The organism is Parabacteroides sp. KHUB-02 (assembly GCF_056640955.1).
Genome location: NZ_JBWQEV010000001.1, coordinates 4,696,401 through 4,715,464, shown reverse-complemented (window position 1 = coordinate 4,715,464; position 19,064 = coordinate 4,696,401). Strand labels below are relative to the sequence as shown.

Sequence of the window (19,064 nt, the reverse complement as noted above, 5' to 3'; positions counted from 1 at the left end):
TAAGATGTTTGTGTGAGATTAATTAAGAAAGGCTGCAAAGAGTAATCAATGCCGCCTTTCTTAATTTTTATCTATCCTATCAACTATTTATATGTGTAGGTTAAAGTTTCAGCTTCTCCCTCACTATTTGCAATAGTTGTTCTAGTTACGTAACCATTATCATCTTGTGTATGTATGAAGTCGTAAGTTTTAGACCATCCCATTTCACAAACTTCTGTCTCTTTACAAGAACTGGGCAAATGTGTACATGGCTTACCTAATATTCCACAATAGAATGCTGCTTGATAGTCAAATAGAAGTTCAGACATTGCAAAGTCCATTATTCCAGATTTGTTCCTCACATTCCCATAAGATTGCGTGTATATGTTTCCAGATATATCACTTTCACTACCTTTAAGGATATTCCCATCTACGGAGTATGTGAATGAGTAAGCATTACTTCTCGTTTCAGAATTATATTTAATTATCTCGATCGCTTTGGTTAGATAACCATCTTTAGAGTATTCAAATGAAACCTCAACGAATTTGCCTTCACGATCTGGTATAGAGCATGATGTTGCATAGCCTTCTTTATTCAAAGTATAGGTTTGAATGCAGTCGTGTCCGTCTGCTTCTCCAGTAATGACAACCTTGTTCCTATTATATGCTATATTCTGATTGAAGTCATAATCTCCATCAGTATATTTCCAAATATAACTACTTAACTTATCATTAGAATAACCCAACGATATATCGTAATCATCTGATTTAATATGTACAATCCGTTTAGAACTTAAGACTTGTATTACGGCTTGAGCGCTAAACTGTCCATCCTCTGTTGTTGCTGTTATTGTAGCGTTTCCTTCTGAGATAGCTGTAGCTAAACCTTTATCATCGACTGTCGCTATTCTATCATCAGAAGACTCCCAAGTGATATTTTGGTTTGTTGCGTCAGTTGGAGATATGGATGCTACTAACTCATAAGTATCACCTATTTCAATTTCTCCTGTAGCAGTATTTAATGAGATGCCTGTAACCTTTATATCATCAGAGGCCAACTTGCCTGTCTCAATATTGATTTTAAAGGTATATTCCTTCTTAGTCCCATCATAGAATGTAACATCTACTTTGTACTTCCAAATATTAGTGGAGTTGTCAATTACAGTGTAATTCCTTTTTGCATCAGAAGGAACTTCAAAAGGAGGTACGATATTTGTACTCCAAATAGACTTAGCCTCCTTGTAATTGTATTTACTTATGGAATTACCACTAAATTTGAGTCCTTCCTCATAAGAAATCAATTCCGCATCAATGTATTTACCTTGTATGAGATCTGGTTCCTTTTTAGCGATATATAATGTATCGCCTTCACTAGAATAGCAACAATTGCCAATGAAGACTGACTCATCGTACCAATCAACAATATGAGTAGTCACCATGCTACCGTTTGCGCCTAATGGCGTACGTTTACATTTACCATTACTGGTAAAGATAGTTTGGGATAGACCACTTAATCCAAATGTAACAATATCTCCTGTTTTCGTCTTCTTATAATAATGTAAGGTGACAAGCTCTATCTTCATCTCTTTATATTCTCCATAACCAATATGAACTTGTTGTATGGTATCAGTCTCTTCAATGTCCAGCCATGTTGATTTTAGTTTCTTAGTAATAGTGTCAAACTCGCTGAACCAAAGATGTTTGTTCTTTATGCCAGTTAATAGCATGGAACCTTCTCCAGCTAAAGCAAACCTACACTTAATGTCAGAATAATCATCCATGTACTCTGCGAACTTCTTATCACTATCATTAAAAAGGGTCCCGTCAGATATTTGGTCTTGAGGTTCTCTATCTAAATCATCTTTACCACACGAGTATAACCCAGTACTCAATGCAACCAGTAGTAAGGTTGCTAATAATCTTAATGTCTTCATATTTAATATAGATTGATTATAATTCTACCTTAAACTGTTGCACTGCTCCATTAGAATATTTTATTTTCACGATAGTAGATGCACCTGTTATTTTACTATTGTAATCCCTGCTAAAGGTCAAACTTCCTCCAGTATAGATATAACCCTCGTTGTTATATCCTGTATGCACTGAACCATTGTTGTTAAAATGGATAGTAGTAACAGCATCATTAGAGACAGTCACAATCAACTTATAGGTGGATTTCTGTCCAGTCGTACTACTATAATGAACAGTGGCTTCATAATTTCCGTTCTCTATTTGATTGTAAGAAACAAATTGTTGTCCTCTTGTCTCTTGTGTGAAGAAACATAGAATGGCCAACATGAAAGTAATAATATAGCTTTTCATATTAATTGGTATTGCGCTCACCTATTCCCTCTGGTAAGTTATTAAATGTAAGAACATGAGGAACTACAACATTTTACTGTTGCCACGCCTGTTTAACTTTAACTAATTACTGATTCTTGAATGAATATAAATCTTCCCTCACTATTTGCAAGAAGGAGTATAGATCATTATCCCTACCTTGAATTGGTATGATAATGCTCATCGCTGCATCTGGCATCTTATCACCTTTACTTGATAAGGTTTGTAACCTATTTTCTACATCAAGGCATAATCCTGCTTTGTCTGGCTTAGGACACCTTTGCAATTTCACCATCAACTTCATAATGGCTCTACAATCACGGAGTAAGGAAATCCTGTCTACTAGTGTGAACAACCCCATAAGATTAAATTTAAAGCAGCTTACCTGTTCCCTTCAGTAAGCTATTAAACACAAAGAAGGCGTGGAAACTACTGGATATTACTATCATGGGGCACTCTTGTTTCCAAGAGTTTCTGGACTGCCTAACACAAATAATAAACAATAGCCCACGCCAGACTGTTATATAATCCACTGTGAAGTAGGTATATAGCACCGACGTGAGCGTTCTTGCCTATTATCCTTGTGTTATAGAATTGTCCAGATTCCATGATAGGATAATATATCAAACGCTCTTCGTAAATTTATGTCCTCCCTTAACGTCCTAACACTATAGGCATAAGAGATTGGGACAAAGTTACTAAATCGTTTGAATTGGCAAGAACTATTGTTCATTAAAAATCAGAGATAAGCCTAAAGTCATATATCTGGGACAGGTATGAAATCTTACTCTCCCCATATAAGAGTCAAATTCTCAACTTCCATACCCGCCTTGAATTTTCATCATCATGTCAACATATTGTTGGTGATTTACAATGGGCTATCTTCGACATAAGTTTTAAGACTTTAGATGTATATGGATTCTTGGAATTGGTGTAATTGACTATATAGTATAGGGCTGAAATGCCAAACTGTGAAGAATTGATTTTAGATGCTTCTCAACTTAATATTTTAGATGTACCATATATATAAGGTGTAGATGCTTACTTCTCCGTTTGAAATTTAGGGTAGAACAAACTTAGATTGGGGTATATAAAGCTAACCTTACTTTAAATTTGTCCTGCCTTTCAAAGTGATTTCACGACATTAACCCTACTCTGACAAGTAACCTCTTAACTTGGGTTATCTGGAATTGGCAACCCTTAGATGTTACGAAGCCTTGCTCATTCAACAAGTCAGTCATTTCAGAGAGTGACTTACCCTGCATTGACAGTGACCGTAGCAATGCGATTGCCCTCATATTATTGGGATTGTTTTCAGCTTTAGCCTTATTGGTACGGGAGCTATTGTAGATAGCTTGCTCAAACTTGTTCATCAAGTTATCAGACTTTCCTAACTTGATTCCTCTTGCTTTCTTAGCCTGTAATGATTGCTTGGTTCTCTGACTAATTAACCCCGCTTCGTATTCTGCGATGGATGATATAATATGTAGGATTAGCCTATTAGCTTGTGGAAAGTCGCAGAAGATAATCTCAACATCTGATTCCAGAAGTTTAGATGTAAATGCTACGTTCCTTGACAACCTATCCAGTTTAGCGACAATCAGAACAGAGTTAGTCTTCCTGCACATTGCCAAAGCTGCGAGAAGTTGAGGTCTGTTAGACTTCTTGCCGCTCTCCGTTTCAATGTATTCAGCAAGTATGGGTTTATTCTTTACATGGTTATGTATGATTTCTCTTTGGGCTTCCACACCTAAACCTGATAGCTGTTGCTTCATGGTGGATTGCCTTAAATATGCTATGTATGTCTTCATGATTTACATTTATTAATAGTGGGTTACAAACGCTGAATGTTCGTTCAGCTTATGTAAGTTGGACACCCAAATGAGGATGCCCAACTGAATTAGAACGGTCTATCTCCATATTGGTATGATAAGATGGAATGATAAACCCTGTCATAGAATGAAAATCCAGCACAGGCATGGAAGTAACTTTCATGTATCGCTGCATATTCACCATTTAGTCTGCTGGTTCTATCCAATAAACTGTCAAACTTATGCAGCCAGTATTTCAATGCTTGCAACCGCTTGATGTATTGGAGATTGTTCTCACAGGTGGATAGCTTTTCCTGTAATGATATAATGTGATTAATCGCATTATCAATGTCTTTGGTATTCATAAGATGTAATCTTTAAATAGTTAGTAGATATAAAGAAAGGACACCTAACTTAATAGATGCCCTTTCAATTAGTAAATTGTATGTAGTGGTACTACTTCTTGGAGTAATGGTGTCTCATTGAGAAGATGGAGACCTCTATCATATCGTCATGTACAGAGTAAATGAGACGGTGCTCTGAATTAATCCGTCTTGACCATTTACCTGCCAACTCATATTTAAGAGGTTCAGGTTTTCCAATCCCAGCATAAGGGTGTTCAGCTATATCATTCAATAAAGCTTTAATTTTATCTATGATAGCTGTATTGCCACTTCGTAAGAAGTATTGATAATCCTTACGTGCTTGGTCTGACAATATTATTCTGTACATGCTACCCGATTTAAGAAATCATCAATGCTTTCTCCTTCATTCTGGGCGATGGCATTACCATTCTTAATATCTTCCTCTCCTTTACGAATAGCGCCCATTGTGTCAGGTGACGACATGATATATTCTGTCTCCTTTAATGAATTGTATTCATCAAGGGAAATCATCACTACTCCGCTTCCCTTACCACGGTTGACGATTACAGTTTCACAATCATCAATTACAGAGTCAATATAACCTTTAAGATTTGCTCTTAAATCAGTATAATTAGCTGTTCTCATAAGTCCTCCTTTTATTTACTGCAAATATATGTACTTATTTACGTACTTGCAAGTTTAATTAGTTAATTATTAGACAAAAGGAAGGACACCTAAGTAAATAGATGCCCCTTCCTCTCTCAATCAATAAACCATCTATAAGCATCATCACCTTGCAGTGCTGATGTTATGCCTTGTGCAATATCAGTAGCGTTTAACGCTCTGTCCAAATAAGTATCAATATAGCTTGATTTGTTACTTCCTGTAAGTAAGTTGTAGAACCGCCACATCGATAATTCCCTGCCATATCCGTAGAAATTTTCATCATTCACATAAGCCCTTGCCACTTGGTTAATCTGACTATCCGTCATTAACATGGGTGGAAGTTTACGCTGGTTGATAGAAGGTAGACTTTGATATAATCGCATTTTACCCAATATCTGTGCGAATTGGTGCTGTGTAAGTGAATGATTACCAAATTCACGCATGAGTTGAAGGTGGCGACTTGGGTTGTACTGCTGGAACAACTCTAACGCTTCTTTGAATAGCTGGGTCGTATCACTAACCCTAATATCGTTCTTCAATCCGTCTGTGAACAGACAGAGGTTACAGCAAACAAGGTTCTTGAATCCAATTCCAATGCTGAACCTTTCCACTGTCTTACGTGAATATAGGTTCTCTCTGTTGAAGGCCCGCACACCTGTAACAGTAAGATTGAGCTTATTCCCTTCAACGATCTGCTGAATGGATGGAACTTCATAAGCGAATGCGCAACGCTCGTAGTAGATCGTACGATCACTATCCTGTAATTGGCTTGCTGGCTTATGAATGGCAGATGGTACTCTACCTTTAATAATATGGGACACACGAATGTCTGGTTGTTCAATCCGTTCACCGCTAAAGAAATTCTGGACTGCTTCACCTACTGTCTCAATGAATGCAGCGTGTGAAACAGTAAGCTCGTTATCCTTGCTGAAGACTGGAACAATGCAATCGTTCTTTAGGTGATTGATGGTTGCTTCCTGCGTGTTACTCTCAATGAAGTGTAGGACATTCTTGTGCTTGGACACTAGCAAAGTAGCTTCCTCCGCTGCTGATTGTAAACTCTGAAACCTTCTCTCTCTTGCCTCAAACGGCATGATCTGTAATGTACTCATAATGTAATTGAATTAAGTGATTATTGATTGATTGGCAAGTATGTGAATGAAGTCCTAAATGAAACGGATCGCTCAGTTTACAATTTAGGACTTCATTACTACTTGCTAAATGACTATAAGTGTTATATCATTAGGATATTTTACATATAGGGCTATTTAGTGTTACCTTTTACAGATTCGCTCAGTTGGAGATTGGGGAGTTGGTTGGTGAGTATAATTTTATTTGTGATTGATGGTGTACCCCCATGCCTGTCTGAATTTTGATTTTCCTTCTGGCAAGCATGGGGGGAGTAAATGAGGGGTGGGATCAACCGGGGAGAACATTAGGTATTATATGTTCCTCACAGTCCTTCCGTTTAAACAACTCCTCTTTAAACCGAACAAACTTGACCTTGGCCTCACCCTCCCGGTTACTACGCCTCGGATCGAAATATTCCTTGATGAGAGCTTCGGACAACTTGCACATTGCATCTTTCTTGCCGTCTCCATATCGGGAGTAGGTTATTCCGTAACAGTCCAACAGGTATCCAATCCTGTCAAGCACATTCTTTACGGGAATATATAAATCGTTACCTGTTTCTGACTCGAACTCTCTGATCATATCATGAAGAAACTCCGGGCTGAATCTTCGTTGTAGGGCTTCTTCCTCCTCGGTCTGTTTCAATAGTTTCTTGATCGCAGTCTTACCGTACTGTTGTTGTTCGATAACCTCCTTCCCTAACTTGAAGAAGGCGTTGATAAGCCATTCTTCCTCCACGCATTGTGCCCGGACGAACCGTATCGCCTCGGCATTGTCTTTTGTCGCTTCTAATGTGGATACAATAAGCTGGTATTTATCCTTCGCTTTAGCGGCTTTAATTCTGTAAATGTCATCTTCACCGACCGCTTCATCTTCGGGTTGGAAGTCCACATTGAAATATCCTGTATCTTCGTATGCCTGTCTAAGTGCATTGGGTGAGAGATAATATCCTTTCACCTGCTCGTCAAGTAATAGTTGCTCTATGGAGAACCTGTCAAATCCGTTCCGCTCGGAATTTAAGACCTCATTCAGCCGTAGCCGTTTTAATTCCTTATCATAATATGTGGGATCATCAGCTTTTATCCCTTCCTGCTGAATGGCTCGGTAACATTTGATTCTCGCCTCGATGTCTTTATATATTTCTTCTTCGGGTTTAACTTCAAGCTCGTTAGGAATTGAAGCTATAACCGTAAGAGAGTTATATCTCTTCCCGTTGGGGAACACATGCCTAAATCTGCCTTGACACTGGATGGCTTCGGTGAACGGATTGATTAGGGTGTGCTTCACATGATCGTAGTTCGACAGTATCAGCACATCGCAAAGTTCTTTCAGATTGATGTCTATTGACGGGAAGAACCTCGATGTAAACAGATTCACCCTTCTTAGAGGAAGTTCCAGCTTATCCGTACTATGTTCCAAGAAGCGGCTCTTTAGCTTGTCGGCACTGTCCTTTGAGCAGAAGACCTTGTAGTCGTCCTCTTTTATTATTCCGTCATGCAGCAATGATTCCACGATGCTACAGATTCCCTCTGTTGTCTTATAGAAGATGCACACATGGGGAGAACCGTTATCCAACAGCCTTTTTACTTCCTGCTTCACCCGACTGTAAAAGCTACGGGTTGTTATCAAAGTCATATCCTCCCGATAGTCATAGTCGGGCTTAATTTCTACCCACTTGAATTGGTGACGCAAGAACAGTGTTAAGGTGTACTTGCTCGGCTTTAACGGAGTGGCAGACACGACAGCCTTTCCCTCGAATTTGAAGAACTCCTTCATTGGGGCGGATATGCTTCTACGATAGCCTGTATCTTCTGTCAAGTGCTCGGATTCATCGAACAGGCAGAAGAACTCCTTATAAATATTCAAGCCCAAGTCCTTTGCCACCTTCAAGACTTTGCTCTGAAACCCTTCGGGGGTGGTTATGATCTTTTTGTACTTGATGTTGGGGTTCTTGAGGTAAGCGATCAGTTTCTTGACGGTCACTTCTTTGAACACCCCTTGAGCTTCATTAAAGGTCAGTACCTTGTTCTCCACCGAAGATTTGAACGGCTCAATCACGATAGAGTTTCTTGGACTTAACTTCGCGTTCAATTCCATGTAAGTAGCTCCCGTACCTGTCATTACCTTATTAATAATGGCATTGCTCGGCAGCATGGGGTAGCCTTGTCTTTTTAAGGCTTCTGACAGGTATTCGCCTTTGGAAATGTTCAGTTCGACAACCTCCAACCCTTTAAATCCATTCTGTTCACTCATGGCAAGACGGGATTAATGGGTAAGAAACTTGAGTAAAATCGCTTATATATGGTCGGTACGGATTTCGTACCTCTCCCGGAATTGGGGATGCAGACGCATATATTGTTATTAACTCTGCGAGCCGGATTACTCTTACCTTGCTGGTAAGTCCCGATAGGTAGCTCATGCCAATTGTCCGGGAAAACAGAAACTTCTTGTTCATTTAATCGAAGTTTGAATGTTTAACAATTGGATTGAAGACAAAAAAAGCTCCTGCGACTAAGTTATAGTTACAAATAGACACATTACATCCATGTATAAAGATGCAAGAGTAATATGTCTAACGTAAGTGCGGGAAGTATATCCCGGTAACTTAGTTGCAGAAGCCGCTACCTATGGTAGAATTATTGCTGTTAGGCTTCTTGTAGAAGGCCATCTTTCTTGGTATCGTTTTTGATACTGCACTGTCACGTAGGCCATGTGATGAACAGGAGATTATTCCTTGTTCTTAATCCTTTTCCCTTACCTCGTTTGTAAGATTGGGGCAAATGTATGAAGAATTTCGAGATAAGCAAGCTAATCCATGATAATTTAGAGCTAATTCCTCATCGCCTCGTCCATCTGTTCATTGTCGAAGCTATCCAGATAGATTTGAGTTACGCTTTCTGAACTATGCCCCATCAACTCACGAATGATTGAGGTAGGCACACCAGCCCTTTTCATTACGGTTGCTTAACTGTGGCGTGCGACATAGGTCGTAAGGCCAATTGGAATATCCAATGCCTTGCCAATCTCTTTCAAGCGTTCGTTCACCTTGGAGATTACCTTATGTACCCTGTTCGCTCTTTGCAATTCAGTCTTGTGAAAATTAGATAGAATAGGGAACAGGTAAGTATTGTCTTTGATACTGTATTTCTCGATCAGATCCACGGCCTGCGGTTGCAAGGGAGCTTTGATTAACTTACCGGTCTTATGTCTGGTGTAAATCAATCTGCCATCAACAATATTCTTCTTGCAACGAAAGCAATGTATTCTAATTTATCTTCTGTTAATTCCATTAATATAAACGTTAGGACAACAAAGATAGACAAGTTATCCCCACCTACATTACTGCAAGTGGGGATTTACCTTATCCATCAACCCAAAACATATTCTATCACTTTCAAATTAGCTTTATTTTCATTTACGAAGTCACGCTCGATGTAGATATCTGTAACCTTCATGCTTTCATCAAGATGATTCAACGCTGCATGCACAGTATATTTATCTATGCCTACCTTATTCAGGGCTATAGTAGCCCAAGAGTGACGGGCTGCATAAAATTCCAAATCTTCAACACCTAATTCCTTCCCCAATTCCTTCAACCCACAATTGATGGCTTTATTAAAAGTTGATTCATCCGCATAGTTTAAATAAAAATTGAATAGTCGTTTGCCAGTACAATCACTATATTTATTTACTATAGATCTAATAATTATAGGAATATCAACCATCATCTTAGCATCATCATCTCTACGTGCCTTTGTCTTCGTTCTATTGTAAACTATTGTATCTTCAATCCTTGTAGCAGCATTAAATAAGTCCACGGAATTCATTCCTATTAAACAAAATGAAAGCATAAAACAATCTTTCGCTAAATTATAACGGCAAATCGCCTCATTACCTTTAACCGTGTACCTATAGGGCAATTCCCATATCTTCTTTAATAAAACAGGGGTAATAGCTCTCTTACGTGTAACTTCTTGCTTTGGTACTTTAAAATTTTCAAAAGGAGAATTAGGTATGAGGATGATATTCCTGTCATAATCATTATAAAACCTCTTAGCCTCATTAAACAAATGCCTAACACTACTTATATAAAGAGAAGCTGATCTGTTAGAAGGTATTCGTTTACCAGAACAACGTAATACCTCGATTCTAGCCTCCCTCTCTTTATTTAAAAATTTAATGAATCCATTTAAGAAGGTTACAGTAATATCATTCACATTCAGATGTTCTTTATTGACATAACGAATTAGGGCATTCACAGCACTTTTGTAGTTCTTTACTCCTTTAACTTCTGTATTTGCAATCCACTCTCTAGCAAACTGAATAAAATCTACACTCCTATTCCTCTCACGTTCCTCGTCTAAACAATTAATAATTTCATCTAAAGTGTAACACTTCGATTCTATTTGAAAGTGAGCACACTTGTCCTGATAATAACGAACCAGATCATCAATCTCCCTTTTGATGGGAGTACCATCTTTAAAGGATAAGGACTTAGTAAGATCTTTAGCTGTTACGAACAGACTTGAAGACAGCCTTCTAACCTTTCTCTCATAAGTAAAACGAATCTTCACATTGTAACTTCCGTCATTTCTCTGTTTGTCCCTTTGGACTTCTGCCTTGATTGTCAACATTTTAATTCTACAATTTAGGGGTCAACAATAGGTCAACAACTAAGCTATATTAGTAGAATCTGCACAGAATTGGAGCCTTATCAAAGAGTCATAAAAAGAAAAAATCCTCAATAATCTAATGATTACCAAGGATTTGTTGTGACCCGGGTGGGACTCAAACCCACGACCTTCAGAACCGGAATCTGACGCTCTATTCAACTAAGCTACCGAGCCAAAGACTGCGCAAAAGTACATATAATATCTTATTTAAACAAGTACAGGATAGAAATATTTCACTTCTGATATTTTGCATATAAGTCTTTTGTATATTCTGCCATTTTGCAAATAAAAACGATCATATTCTTGTTATTTTGCCATTAATCATTATCTTTGCCGCACATATTTTACAAACACAAAGTACAACAAGTATATGAGCTATCTTATTAAACCCGCAGGGTATAAAGCCTTACTTAACTTATCCCAGACTGAAATGGGAATCAAGAAGATCAAGGACTTTTTCCAGCAAAACCTCTCATCCGAGCTACGCCTAAGACGCGTAACCGCACCGTTATTCGTACTTAAGGGCATGGGTATCAATGATGATCTCAACGGGACTGAGCGAGCCGTTACTTTTCCTATCAAGGATTTAAACGACTCTAAAGCAGAGATCGTACACTCACTCGCCAAATGGAAACGACTGACACTCGCCGATTATCACATTGAAGAAGGTTACGGTATTTACACCGACATGAACGCCATCCGCTCAGACGAGGAGCTAGGTAATTTACACTCTTTATACGTGGACCAATGGGACTGGGAACGTGTAATGAGCGAAAGCGAACGTAATATCGATTTCCTCAAGGAAATCGTCCGTCGCATATATGCCGCTATGGTCCGTACCGAATATTTAGTTTACGAGATGTTTCCTCAAATCCGCCCGACGCTCCCCCAACAGATTCATTTCATCCATTCCGAGGATTTGTTACAAAAATATCCTACCTTTACACCGAAAGAGCGGGAAGACGCTATCACCAAGGAATACGGGGCCGTATTCATTATCGGTATCGGATGCTCGCTAAGCAATGGAGAGAAGCATGACGGACGTGCTCCGGACTACGATGATTGGTCTACGATCGCCGAGAACGGACAAACCGGATTGAACGGGGATTTATTGGTTTGGGATGATGTACTAAACCGTTCTATGGAACTATCCTCTATGGGTATCCGCGTCAATAAGGAAGCCTTGCTACGCCAGTTGGATATTTGCAAAGCCGGGGAGAAAAAGGAACTATATTTCCACAAACGCCTCTTGAGCGGTGAACTTCCGCAAAGTATCGGCGGTGGTATCGGACAAAGCCGGTTGTGTATGTTCTATCTTCGTAAGGCCCATATCGGAGAGATACAGGCAAGTATCTGGCCGGAGGAGATGCGCAAGGAAGCACGTGCGGCTGGAATGATGCTTATTTAGTTAACAGCCAACTATTATATTATGGACGTAAAGATTGAAGAAAGCTGGAAAAAACGGTTAGCCGACGAGTTTGAAAAAGATTATTTCAAGCAATTGACCGATTTCGTTAAACAAGAATACCGCCAAGGTACTGTTTATCCTCCCGGTCCTTATATGTTCAACGCTTTTGAGCACTGCCCGTTCGATAAAGTGAAGGTCGTTATCCTCGGCCAAGATCCTTATCACGAGCCGGGACAGGCGCACGGACTTTGTTTCTCCGTGCAGGATGGGGTACCTTTCCCCCCTTCCCTCATCAATATATTCAAAGAAATACAAGATGATCTAGGGCATCCGGTTCCAACAACCGGCAATTTGATTCGTTGGGCAGATCAAGGCGTATTATTGCTAAATGCCACTCTCACAGTACGAGCGCATCAAGCCGGTTCCCATCAAAATAGAGGTTGGGAGACCTTTACCGATGCTGTTATTCATTGTCTGGCGGCTGAAAGAAGCCATATCGTTTACATATTATGGGGTTCCTACGCACAAAAGAAAGGTGCTTTCATCGATCCATCCCGTAATCTGGTTCTTAAATCAGCCCATCCGTCCCCTCTTTCCGCTTACCGGGGATTCTTCGGAAACAAGCATTTCAGCAAAGCCAATGATTATTTAATCGCAACTGGGCAAACTCCCATCGAATGGTAAGATCATTGAGAATTGAAAATTAGCTATACAATCCAATAATTTTCAATTCTCAATTTTCGGTTCTTAATACCACTGCTGTCCATCCCTATAATTACTTCTCTTATCATACTTCAAATCTTTCAATAAAGCAGAGCTTACAGCGATACTGAATGTATAGGATTTATAAGGACCGACCGGAACGAAACTAGCCGTCATTTGCCAGCAGTGCAAGTTACGAGTTACGTTACAAGTCATATAAGAGATCTTCTTAGCGTCAAAATCATAAGTAGCGTTAAAGTTAAAACGCCAGTTCTTTGTCGGCTGGATATTTCCGTTAAAGCTCAAAGAGTGAGTCAAGGCGTAATCATACTCCAGTTTAGAACGATTAAAATCACCATACCGCAAGCTCAAACCATAACTAAACGAGAGGCTCCAAGGAATCTTGGAAATTAAATAGCCATCGGCATCTGTCTCACCGGTCTCTTTCTTTTTGCCCAACAGACGGCCACCACTTTCCTTATTCTCGCCCTCTCCTTCTCCATCCGGGTTCAATCCATCCGGATCTGCATTCGGATCCGTGGAAGCCGATTGATTCCCGGATTTATCCGATGAGCTATCACCTCCTCCAAACAACTTCTTGAACGTATCATTATTAAATGTATAAGAAAAACTGGTGCTAGTCCCTCTCAAACGGCCAATACCCTTGCCTGCTTTCCAACGGGGAATATCGACACGATGCCCATTCTCATCGTACGTATAGGTATCGAACAGACCATTCAAGTTCAACGTATAACTCTTGGATAATTTCAAACGTAAACCGACACTCAAGTCACTCCACTTAAATGAATCCGCCGCCATATTATAACTCATGCCTAACGACAGCTTATCGATCAGACTAATTTTCTTGAATCCGGTAGAGTCCTTATCCGAACGCACCTTCATCTCGATATTGTTATTTACGTCAAAACTGATATTTCCTTGTTTTCCCGTTCCCGGAACGCCATACATATTATGAGCGAACGGAGAATACGTATATTCACGATCCTCACCATTCGCGTCTTGATATACATAAGTCTCATAAAAACCAAAACGAGAAGAAGCGAAGTCCGGCTGGGCGCTTACCGTAATAGACGGCTCGAAACGGTGACGGATCATCTCAACCTTATTACCCAAGAATGGCAACGGTTTATAAAAACCATACAAGGTAGTAGACGCAGAGATAGAAGCGTTAAAATCGTAAATACGATAAAAACCATACGTAGTGTCGCGGGCTACCAAAGCCTGTTTCTGCGTATCATATTCCTGTTCGATCTTGCTGGTGTACCAACGTTCCTTATAATTGAAAGAGGGAGAAATATTCAAGTACTTGAGCACGGAGAATGTAGCGCTTACCGGAATCGAGTGCTGCATAGCATTCTGCCAATCTTTGATCAAATTCGATTTGAATAATAAGTTTTCCTTTGTCGTGATACTATTACTGAACGTACCGGAATAACTCATGGAGATCTTCTCGTACCAACGCTCCTTCCCGACCGGATGTTTCCGCTTGAAAGGGAAGATACGACTCATCGTAACCGTCATGCTAGGCAAGGTCACGGCGATAGAAGAATCACGGGTCGTCTGGTTTATACTCATCGTACCGGAGATCGTGAACGGGTTATTCGGGAAACGTTTCGTTACGTTGATGGATGAACTCTTCGTATTCTGGTTCACATCGGCATATCCATTCGCATTCGGGTATAAACTGTTCTGATTATTACGGTCATACGAAGAGGTCGAGAAGTTTACGCTCGCCGAGAAAGACAGATAAGGATTCGCCTTAGGGTCTTGCGTATGCGTCCAGTTTACCTTGAAGTCCTTAGACAAATTATAGTCGGGTAATCCCTTATCTCCCAATTTCGTCACCAAATAAGAAGCATTAAAACTGCCCGAGAATTTATAACGTTTGCGGTAAGCCGACTTGGCCGACAATCCCCAAGATCCCTTGGTATAAATCTCTCCCAACAAAGCCAAGTCCATATAATCGCTCAAGGCGAAATAATATCCACCGTCACGCAAGAAGAAACCTCTGGTAGACTCGTCTCCGAAAGTCGGCATAATAATACCGGATGAATATGTACTCGAGAACGGGAAGAAACAGAAAGGTAACCCGATCGGATACAACGGCACGTCCTCCAAGACCAGATAGACCGGACCCGTTACGATATTCTTTTTCGGGCGCACCTTCGCTTTCGTCATCTGAATGTAAAAGTGAGGATGCTCATGCTCGTCGCAGGTCGTATACTTACCACCCACCATGTTCAAGATATCCCCTTCCATCTTTTTCGTTCGCCCGGCGGTAACATACCCTTCTCCCTGCTGGGTAATCACGTCCGTGATATATCCTTTCTTGGTACCGAAATTATACCGCATCGTCTTCGACTCATATTGCTGATCGCCCTCCTTAAACAACGGATAGCCAAACTCCTGCCCGATAGAATCGAGTCCAAACTTAGCGAACACGATGCTACTATCCATATTCATCTCAATCAATTCAGATTGCAGCTCGATATTCTGGTATTTGACATCGCCTTCCCCGTAAAGATATGCCCAGTTGCCAGCCGTCATCACGATAGAATCGGTCGCTTGATAACTGACCGGAGCATCTAGCCCGGTCTGCTTTTCTGGAATCGAATCTCCCGCTAACGTTGTACTATCCGTAGGAGCCACCAAGAGAGAATCAGTCTGCGCCAAGCTATCGGCAGGAGCGACAATCTCCTGCGCTTGCACGCCCAAGCCTCCCAAGAGGAAAACGAATAGAATGATTAGGACTCTATATATCAAAAACATTACTTCGTTCTTTGCAGTGTGTTACAGCGTGCAAATGTATAATAAATAAACGAGCCCTTATGCTTTTATTCCCCTAAAAAGAGTTTACACCAGTGTTCAAACTGCTCAACTGTCTCATTTCCATACTTGGATAAGCTCTGTTTTATCTTATCAGCCGGTTTCTCTTTCGTCAATTTAGTCTTGCTAAAGAATTTATCAGCGAAACAGATCAATTGTTCTTCCAATGACACAGGACGCATATCCCGATGTGGAACAGGCAGGTTCCGTTCCTCGATCATGGCAAGCGAAAGCCCCGTTCCCGTATGCCTCTCGCAAACTAAGGCGTGGCGAGGATACCCCTCTTTCCGCATTAAATCGGCTCCCAGATAGCCATGGCAGATATAATCGGCCTCCCCATGGCAATCGATATCCGGTGCGTTACACAAAAAGATCCCTATGTCATGCAACATCGCCGCTTCCTCAATAAAAGTCAGATCCAGATTCATCTCCGGATGCAAACGGGCCAATGCCAATGCCTTATCCGCCACGCTGCGGCTATGAGTCACCAAAATCCGGTAGGCATCCGAACTTTCCGGATAATATTTCTTTATTATATCAAGAGGTTTCATCCTATTTATTTTTTTGCGAGACAAAAATAAACAATCTCTCTCACATATACTACTTCTCATCACTGATACCCCTGAAACCAATTGCCCAGTTTCAAATCTTTTATATCCGCACCTGTTTCCCGTTCGCCTCTCAAATACTCAGAGAAGTAATCGACCATCCGCCAATAATAATACTCATTATAGTCATCAAAATGATGACGTTTTCCCGGTACGATCAACATATCAAAGCGTTTGCCTGCCTTGATCAACTCGTCCACGACAACAATGGTATTCGCCGGATACACATTATTATCGATATCGCCATGGATCAATAACAGATGGCCTTTCAAGTTCCTCGCCAATTCCTGATTGGTCGGGATGCGAATATCGAACGAGATATTTCCCATATCATCCGTGATCTCCTTTACCCCATGATGTTTCTCTCCCCACCACCGGTTATAAATGTTATTGTCATGATTGCCGGCACAAGATACTGCCACCTTAAAGAAATCCGGATAAAGCAGCATAGCCGCTGTAGACATGAAACCGCCACCGGAGTGTCCGTGTATGCCAACCCGGTTGATATCCATGAATTTATAACGAGCGCACAACTGCTCGATAGCTACTTTATGATCCGCCATCGGATAATCACGCAAATTTCCATATCCATAATTATGATACCACTTGGAGCGACTGGGATGCCCTCCCCTGTGTCCCATGCAAACCACGACAAATCCGGCTTGCGCCAAACGATCCGTACGAGGATTCATCGGGATGTAGCGAAAGAAAGTTCCCTCCTGTTGCGGTCCGGGGTATACATAGTTAATGACCGGATATACTTTCGTGGAATCAAAATCAAAAGGCTTATACATGACACCATACAAATCGGTCACCCCGTCGGCCGCCTTTACCGAAAAAGGCTCAGGGAATTTATAACCTGCCATGAATAATTGGGAGAAGTCACTCTCCTCCAAGGTCATCAATCGGTTACCTTGGTTATCATACAATGCCGTAGCCGGGATCGTATTGACACGGGAATAGTTATCCACGATATATCGCATGGATTTATCCATAGAGACCTAGTGGAAATAATCGCCCGGAGTAATCAGCTTTAAGCCCGAACCATCCAGACTCACCCGGTACAAATGCTCGTAATAAGGAGTCGTATCTCCCTTTTCCCGGGCATTCGCCTTGAAGTAAACGACACGATTCTTACTGTCCACGTCTACGATGGCGTCCACATACCAAGGTCCTTTGGTGATACGGTTTTTCAAATTTCCTTGCGCGTCATATAGATACAGATGCGCCCAACCATCCCGTTCGCTCCAATGGATCAATTCCTTACCATTATCGGTCATCGCTAGCGGGCGGGTTTCCATAGAGGTATTTAGACGTTCCTCAATGATCGCTTTTACCGAATCCTCCCCGATCGTATACGAACAGATATCCACCCGTTTCATATCCCGGCTGACACGGGTCAAATAGAAGGTCTGGTTATCTCCCAACCAGATCGAGTTCCGAGTGAGTCCCCTACGCTCCTTATCCGGTCTGGAGGCTAGATTGATTGTTTGATCTTTAAAACAATCCACCCGGATTTCTTTCCGCTTTCCGGCATTTTCCAAATCAAAGAGATATAAATGAACGATCGGAGAACCCGCCTCTCCCGGCATCTGATATTTATAGGTCTCAAGTGTAGGACGAGGTTTGGCGATCGAGTTAATCACCCATAAATCTTGCACCTCACGTTGATCCGACAAAGTCGCGACAAAATAACGACCATCGGGAGACCAGTCCCCCATTACATATTTCCGCTTATGGTCACATAAAGTATCGGTATTCAAGAAGGTCCGGGGCATACCAAAGCCAAAATCTTTTTCGCCATCCGTAGTCAAGGCGATCTCGGATATCGTCTTATCCTCCGGGTCCTTCACGGCCTTCTCATAATCCTCATAACTCATGACATACAGGTTCAAATCTTTCGCGAAGACAACCCGCTTTTTATCCGGCGATATATTCGCCCAACGGATTTTAGCAGGAATCTCGTCTTTCGTAATCCGAGTCAACCGGGAGGACGGATAATCATACGAGAAAAAATAGTTCCCGTTCGTACCCTTTATCGAGAAAGTAAACGTGCGATCATCTTCCTTTAAGCGTAAATCTTCGATAGGAAGTTGTTGTCCGGTAAAAGGCTCTCTCACGATCTCGCTTATCTGTGCCGCCAACTCATCCCGATCGAATAATAATCGTTTATTTCTCGAATCGGGGTCCACCAGATACCAGTTTGTCCCCTCACTCGTCTTATACTCGTACCAGAATTTGTCACTATTATTAAAATAATTGGGCGTAAGGGTATAAGAGAAAAATAGCTGTTCCGCATTCGACGGGGCGAAACGGCGTGCTTGCGTATATTCCGGTAGGACATCTTGCGCATAGGTTAAAGACGCCCATGATAAACTCAAGAAGGCTACCGCATAAAAAAGTGTTTTTACATTCATAGATTCTTAGTATTGTCTGTTATTCGCCTCAAAAGTATAAACTTTCCGCAAGATACCAAGCAGATAGCGATCATTAGTTATGTGTAAGATACTTCTTCTACAAGCTACTAGAAAGAT

Annotated in this window: 13 protein-coding genes, 1 tRNA gene and 2 pseudogenes; 2 read left to right on the top strand and 14 right to left on the bottom strand. The window is 41.0% G+C overall.

Translation table 11 applies throughout. The features are described from left to right. Positions 1-83 precede the first annotated feature (83 nt). From ACYIA1_RS19845 to ACYIA1_RS19795, 11 genes and pseudogenes are all read right to left on the bottom strand, one after another. Positions 84-1,913, bottom strand: coding sequence for an Ig-like domain-containing protein (locus tag ACYIA1_RS19845; protein WP_480336291.1), 1,830 nt, complete (start codon positions 1,911-1,913; stop codon positions 84-86). A gap of 16 nt (positions 1,914-1,929) precedes the next feature. Further along, entirely contained in the window at positions 1,930-2,301 is a 372-nt protein-coding gene (locus ACYIA1_RS19840) for a hypothetical protein (protein ID WP_146376130.1), read from the bottom strand. 1,154 nt (positions 2,302-3,455) lie between these two features. Beyond that, positions 3,456-4,130, bottom strand: a complete 675-nt coding sequence (locus ACYIA1_RS19835; protein WP_146376129.1) for a recombinase family protein — start codon at positions 4,128-4,130, stop codon at positions 3,456-3,458. Positions 4,131-4,219: 89 nt separating this feature from the next. Beyond that, positions 4,220-4,495 (bottom strand): hypothetical protein, encoded by a 276-nt coding sequence (locus ACYIA1_RS19830; protein ID WP_081024193.1) that lies wholly within the window; start codon positions 4,493-4,495, stop codon positions 4,220-4,222. 91 nt (positions 4,496-4,586) lie between these two features. Further along, positions 4,587-4,862 (bottom strand): Txe/YoeB family addiction module toxin, encoded by a 276-nt coding sequence (locus tag ACYIA1_RS19825; protein WP_057329359.1) that lies wholly within the window; start codon positions 4,860-4,862, stop codon positions 4,587-4,589. Then, a complete protein-coding gene (locus tag ACYIA1_RS19820) occupies positions 4,850-5,140 on the bottom strand; it encodes a type II toxin-antitoxin system Phd/YefM family antitoxin (RefSeq protein WP_048928142.1) in 291 nt (96 codons plus the stop codon). The genes ACYIA1_RS19825 and ACYIA1_RS19820 overlap by 13 nt, the downstream gene beginning before the upstream one ends. Before the next feature lie 116 nt (positions 5,141-5,256). Then, complete coding sequence (locus ACYIA1_RS19815; protein ID WP_196008739.1) at positions 5,257-6,273, bottom strand: DUF3871 family protein; 1,017 nt, start codon at positions 6,271-6,273, stop codon at positions 5,257-5,259. A gap of 307 nt (positions 6,274-6,580) precedes the next feature. Next, positions 6,581-8,545, bottom strand: a complete 1,965-nt coding sequence (locus tag ACYIA1_RS19810) for a hypothetical protein (protein ID WP_048928140.1) — start codon at positions 8,543-8,545, stop codon at positions 6,581-6,583. Positions 8,546-9,121: 576 nt separating this feature from the next. After that, positions 9,122-9,532 (bottom strand): annotated as a pseudogene (locus ACYIA1_RS19805) (tyrosine-type recombinase/integrase); the annotation flags it as partial. Between the two features lie 128 nt (positions 9,533-9,660). Further along, complete coding sequence (locus ACYIA1_RS19800) at positions 9,661-10,926, bottom strand: site-specific integrase (protein ID WP_224263459.1); 1,266 nt, start codon at positions 10,924-10,926, stop codon at positions 9,661-9,663. Between the two features lie 139 nt (positions 10,927-11,065). Next, positions 11,066-11,139 (bottom strand) — tRNA-Arg (locus ACYIA1_RS19795). 196 nt (positions 11,140-11,335) lie between these two features. Between ACYIA1_RS19795 and asnA the strand changes: the two genes are divergently transcribed. Continuing rightward, the gene (gene asnA / locus ACYIA1_RS19790) at positions 11,336-12,373 is read left to right on the top strand and encodes an aspartate--ammonia ligase (protein WP_022193225.1); all 1,038 of its coding nucleotides are present in this window, start codon (positions 11,336-11,338) and stop codon (positions 12,371-12,373) included. 21 nt (positions 12,374-12,394) lie between these two features. After that, positions 12,395-13,057, top strand: a complete 663-nt coding sequence (locus tag ACYIA1_RS19785) for a uracil-DNA glycosylase (protein ID WP_480336290.1) — start codon at positions 12,395-12,397, stop codon at positions 13,055-13,057. Between the two features lie 63 nt (positions 13,058-13,120). On the opposite strand, the gene ACYIA1_RS19780 is transcribed toward ACYIA1_RS19785, so the two are convergent. From ACYIA1_RS19780 to ACYIA1_RS19770, 3 genes and pseudogenes are all read right to left on the bottom strand, one after another. Then, a complete protein-coding gene (locus ACYIA1_RS19780) occupies positions 13,121-15,865 on the bottom strand; it encodes a putative LPS assembly protein LptD (RefSeq protein WP_480336289.1) in 2,745 nt (914 codons plus the stop codon). Positions 15,866-15,930: 65 nt separating this feature from the next. Then, positions 15,931-16,473: an HDIG domain-containing metalloprotein gene (locus tag ACYIA1_RS19775; protein ID WP_005867908.1), complete on the bottom strand. Its 543-nt coding sequence runs from the start codon at positions 16,471-16,473 to the stop codon at positions 15,931-15,933. Positions 16,474-16,532: 59 nt separating this feature from the next. Next, positions 16,533-18,947: pseudogene (locus tag ACYIA1_RS19770) on the bottom strand (S9 family peptidase). Positions 18,948-19,064 lie beyond the last annotated feature (117 nt).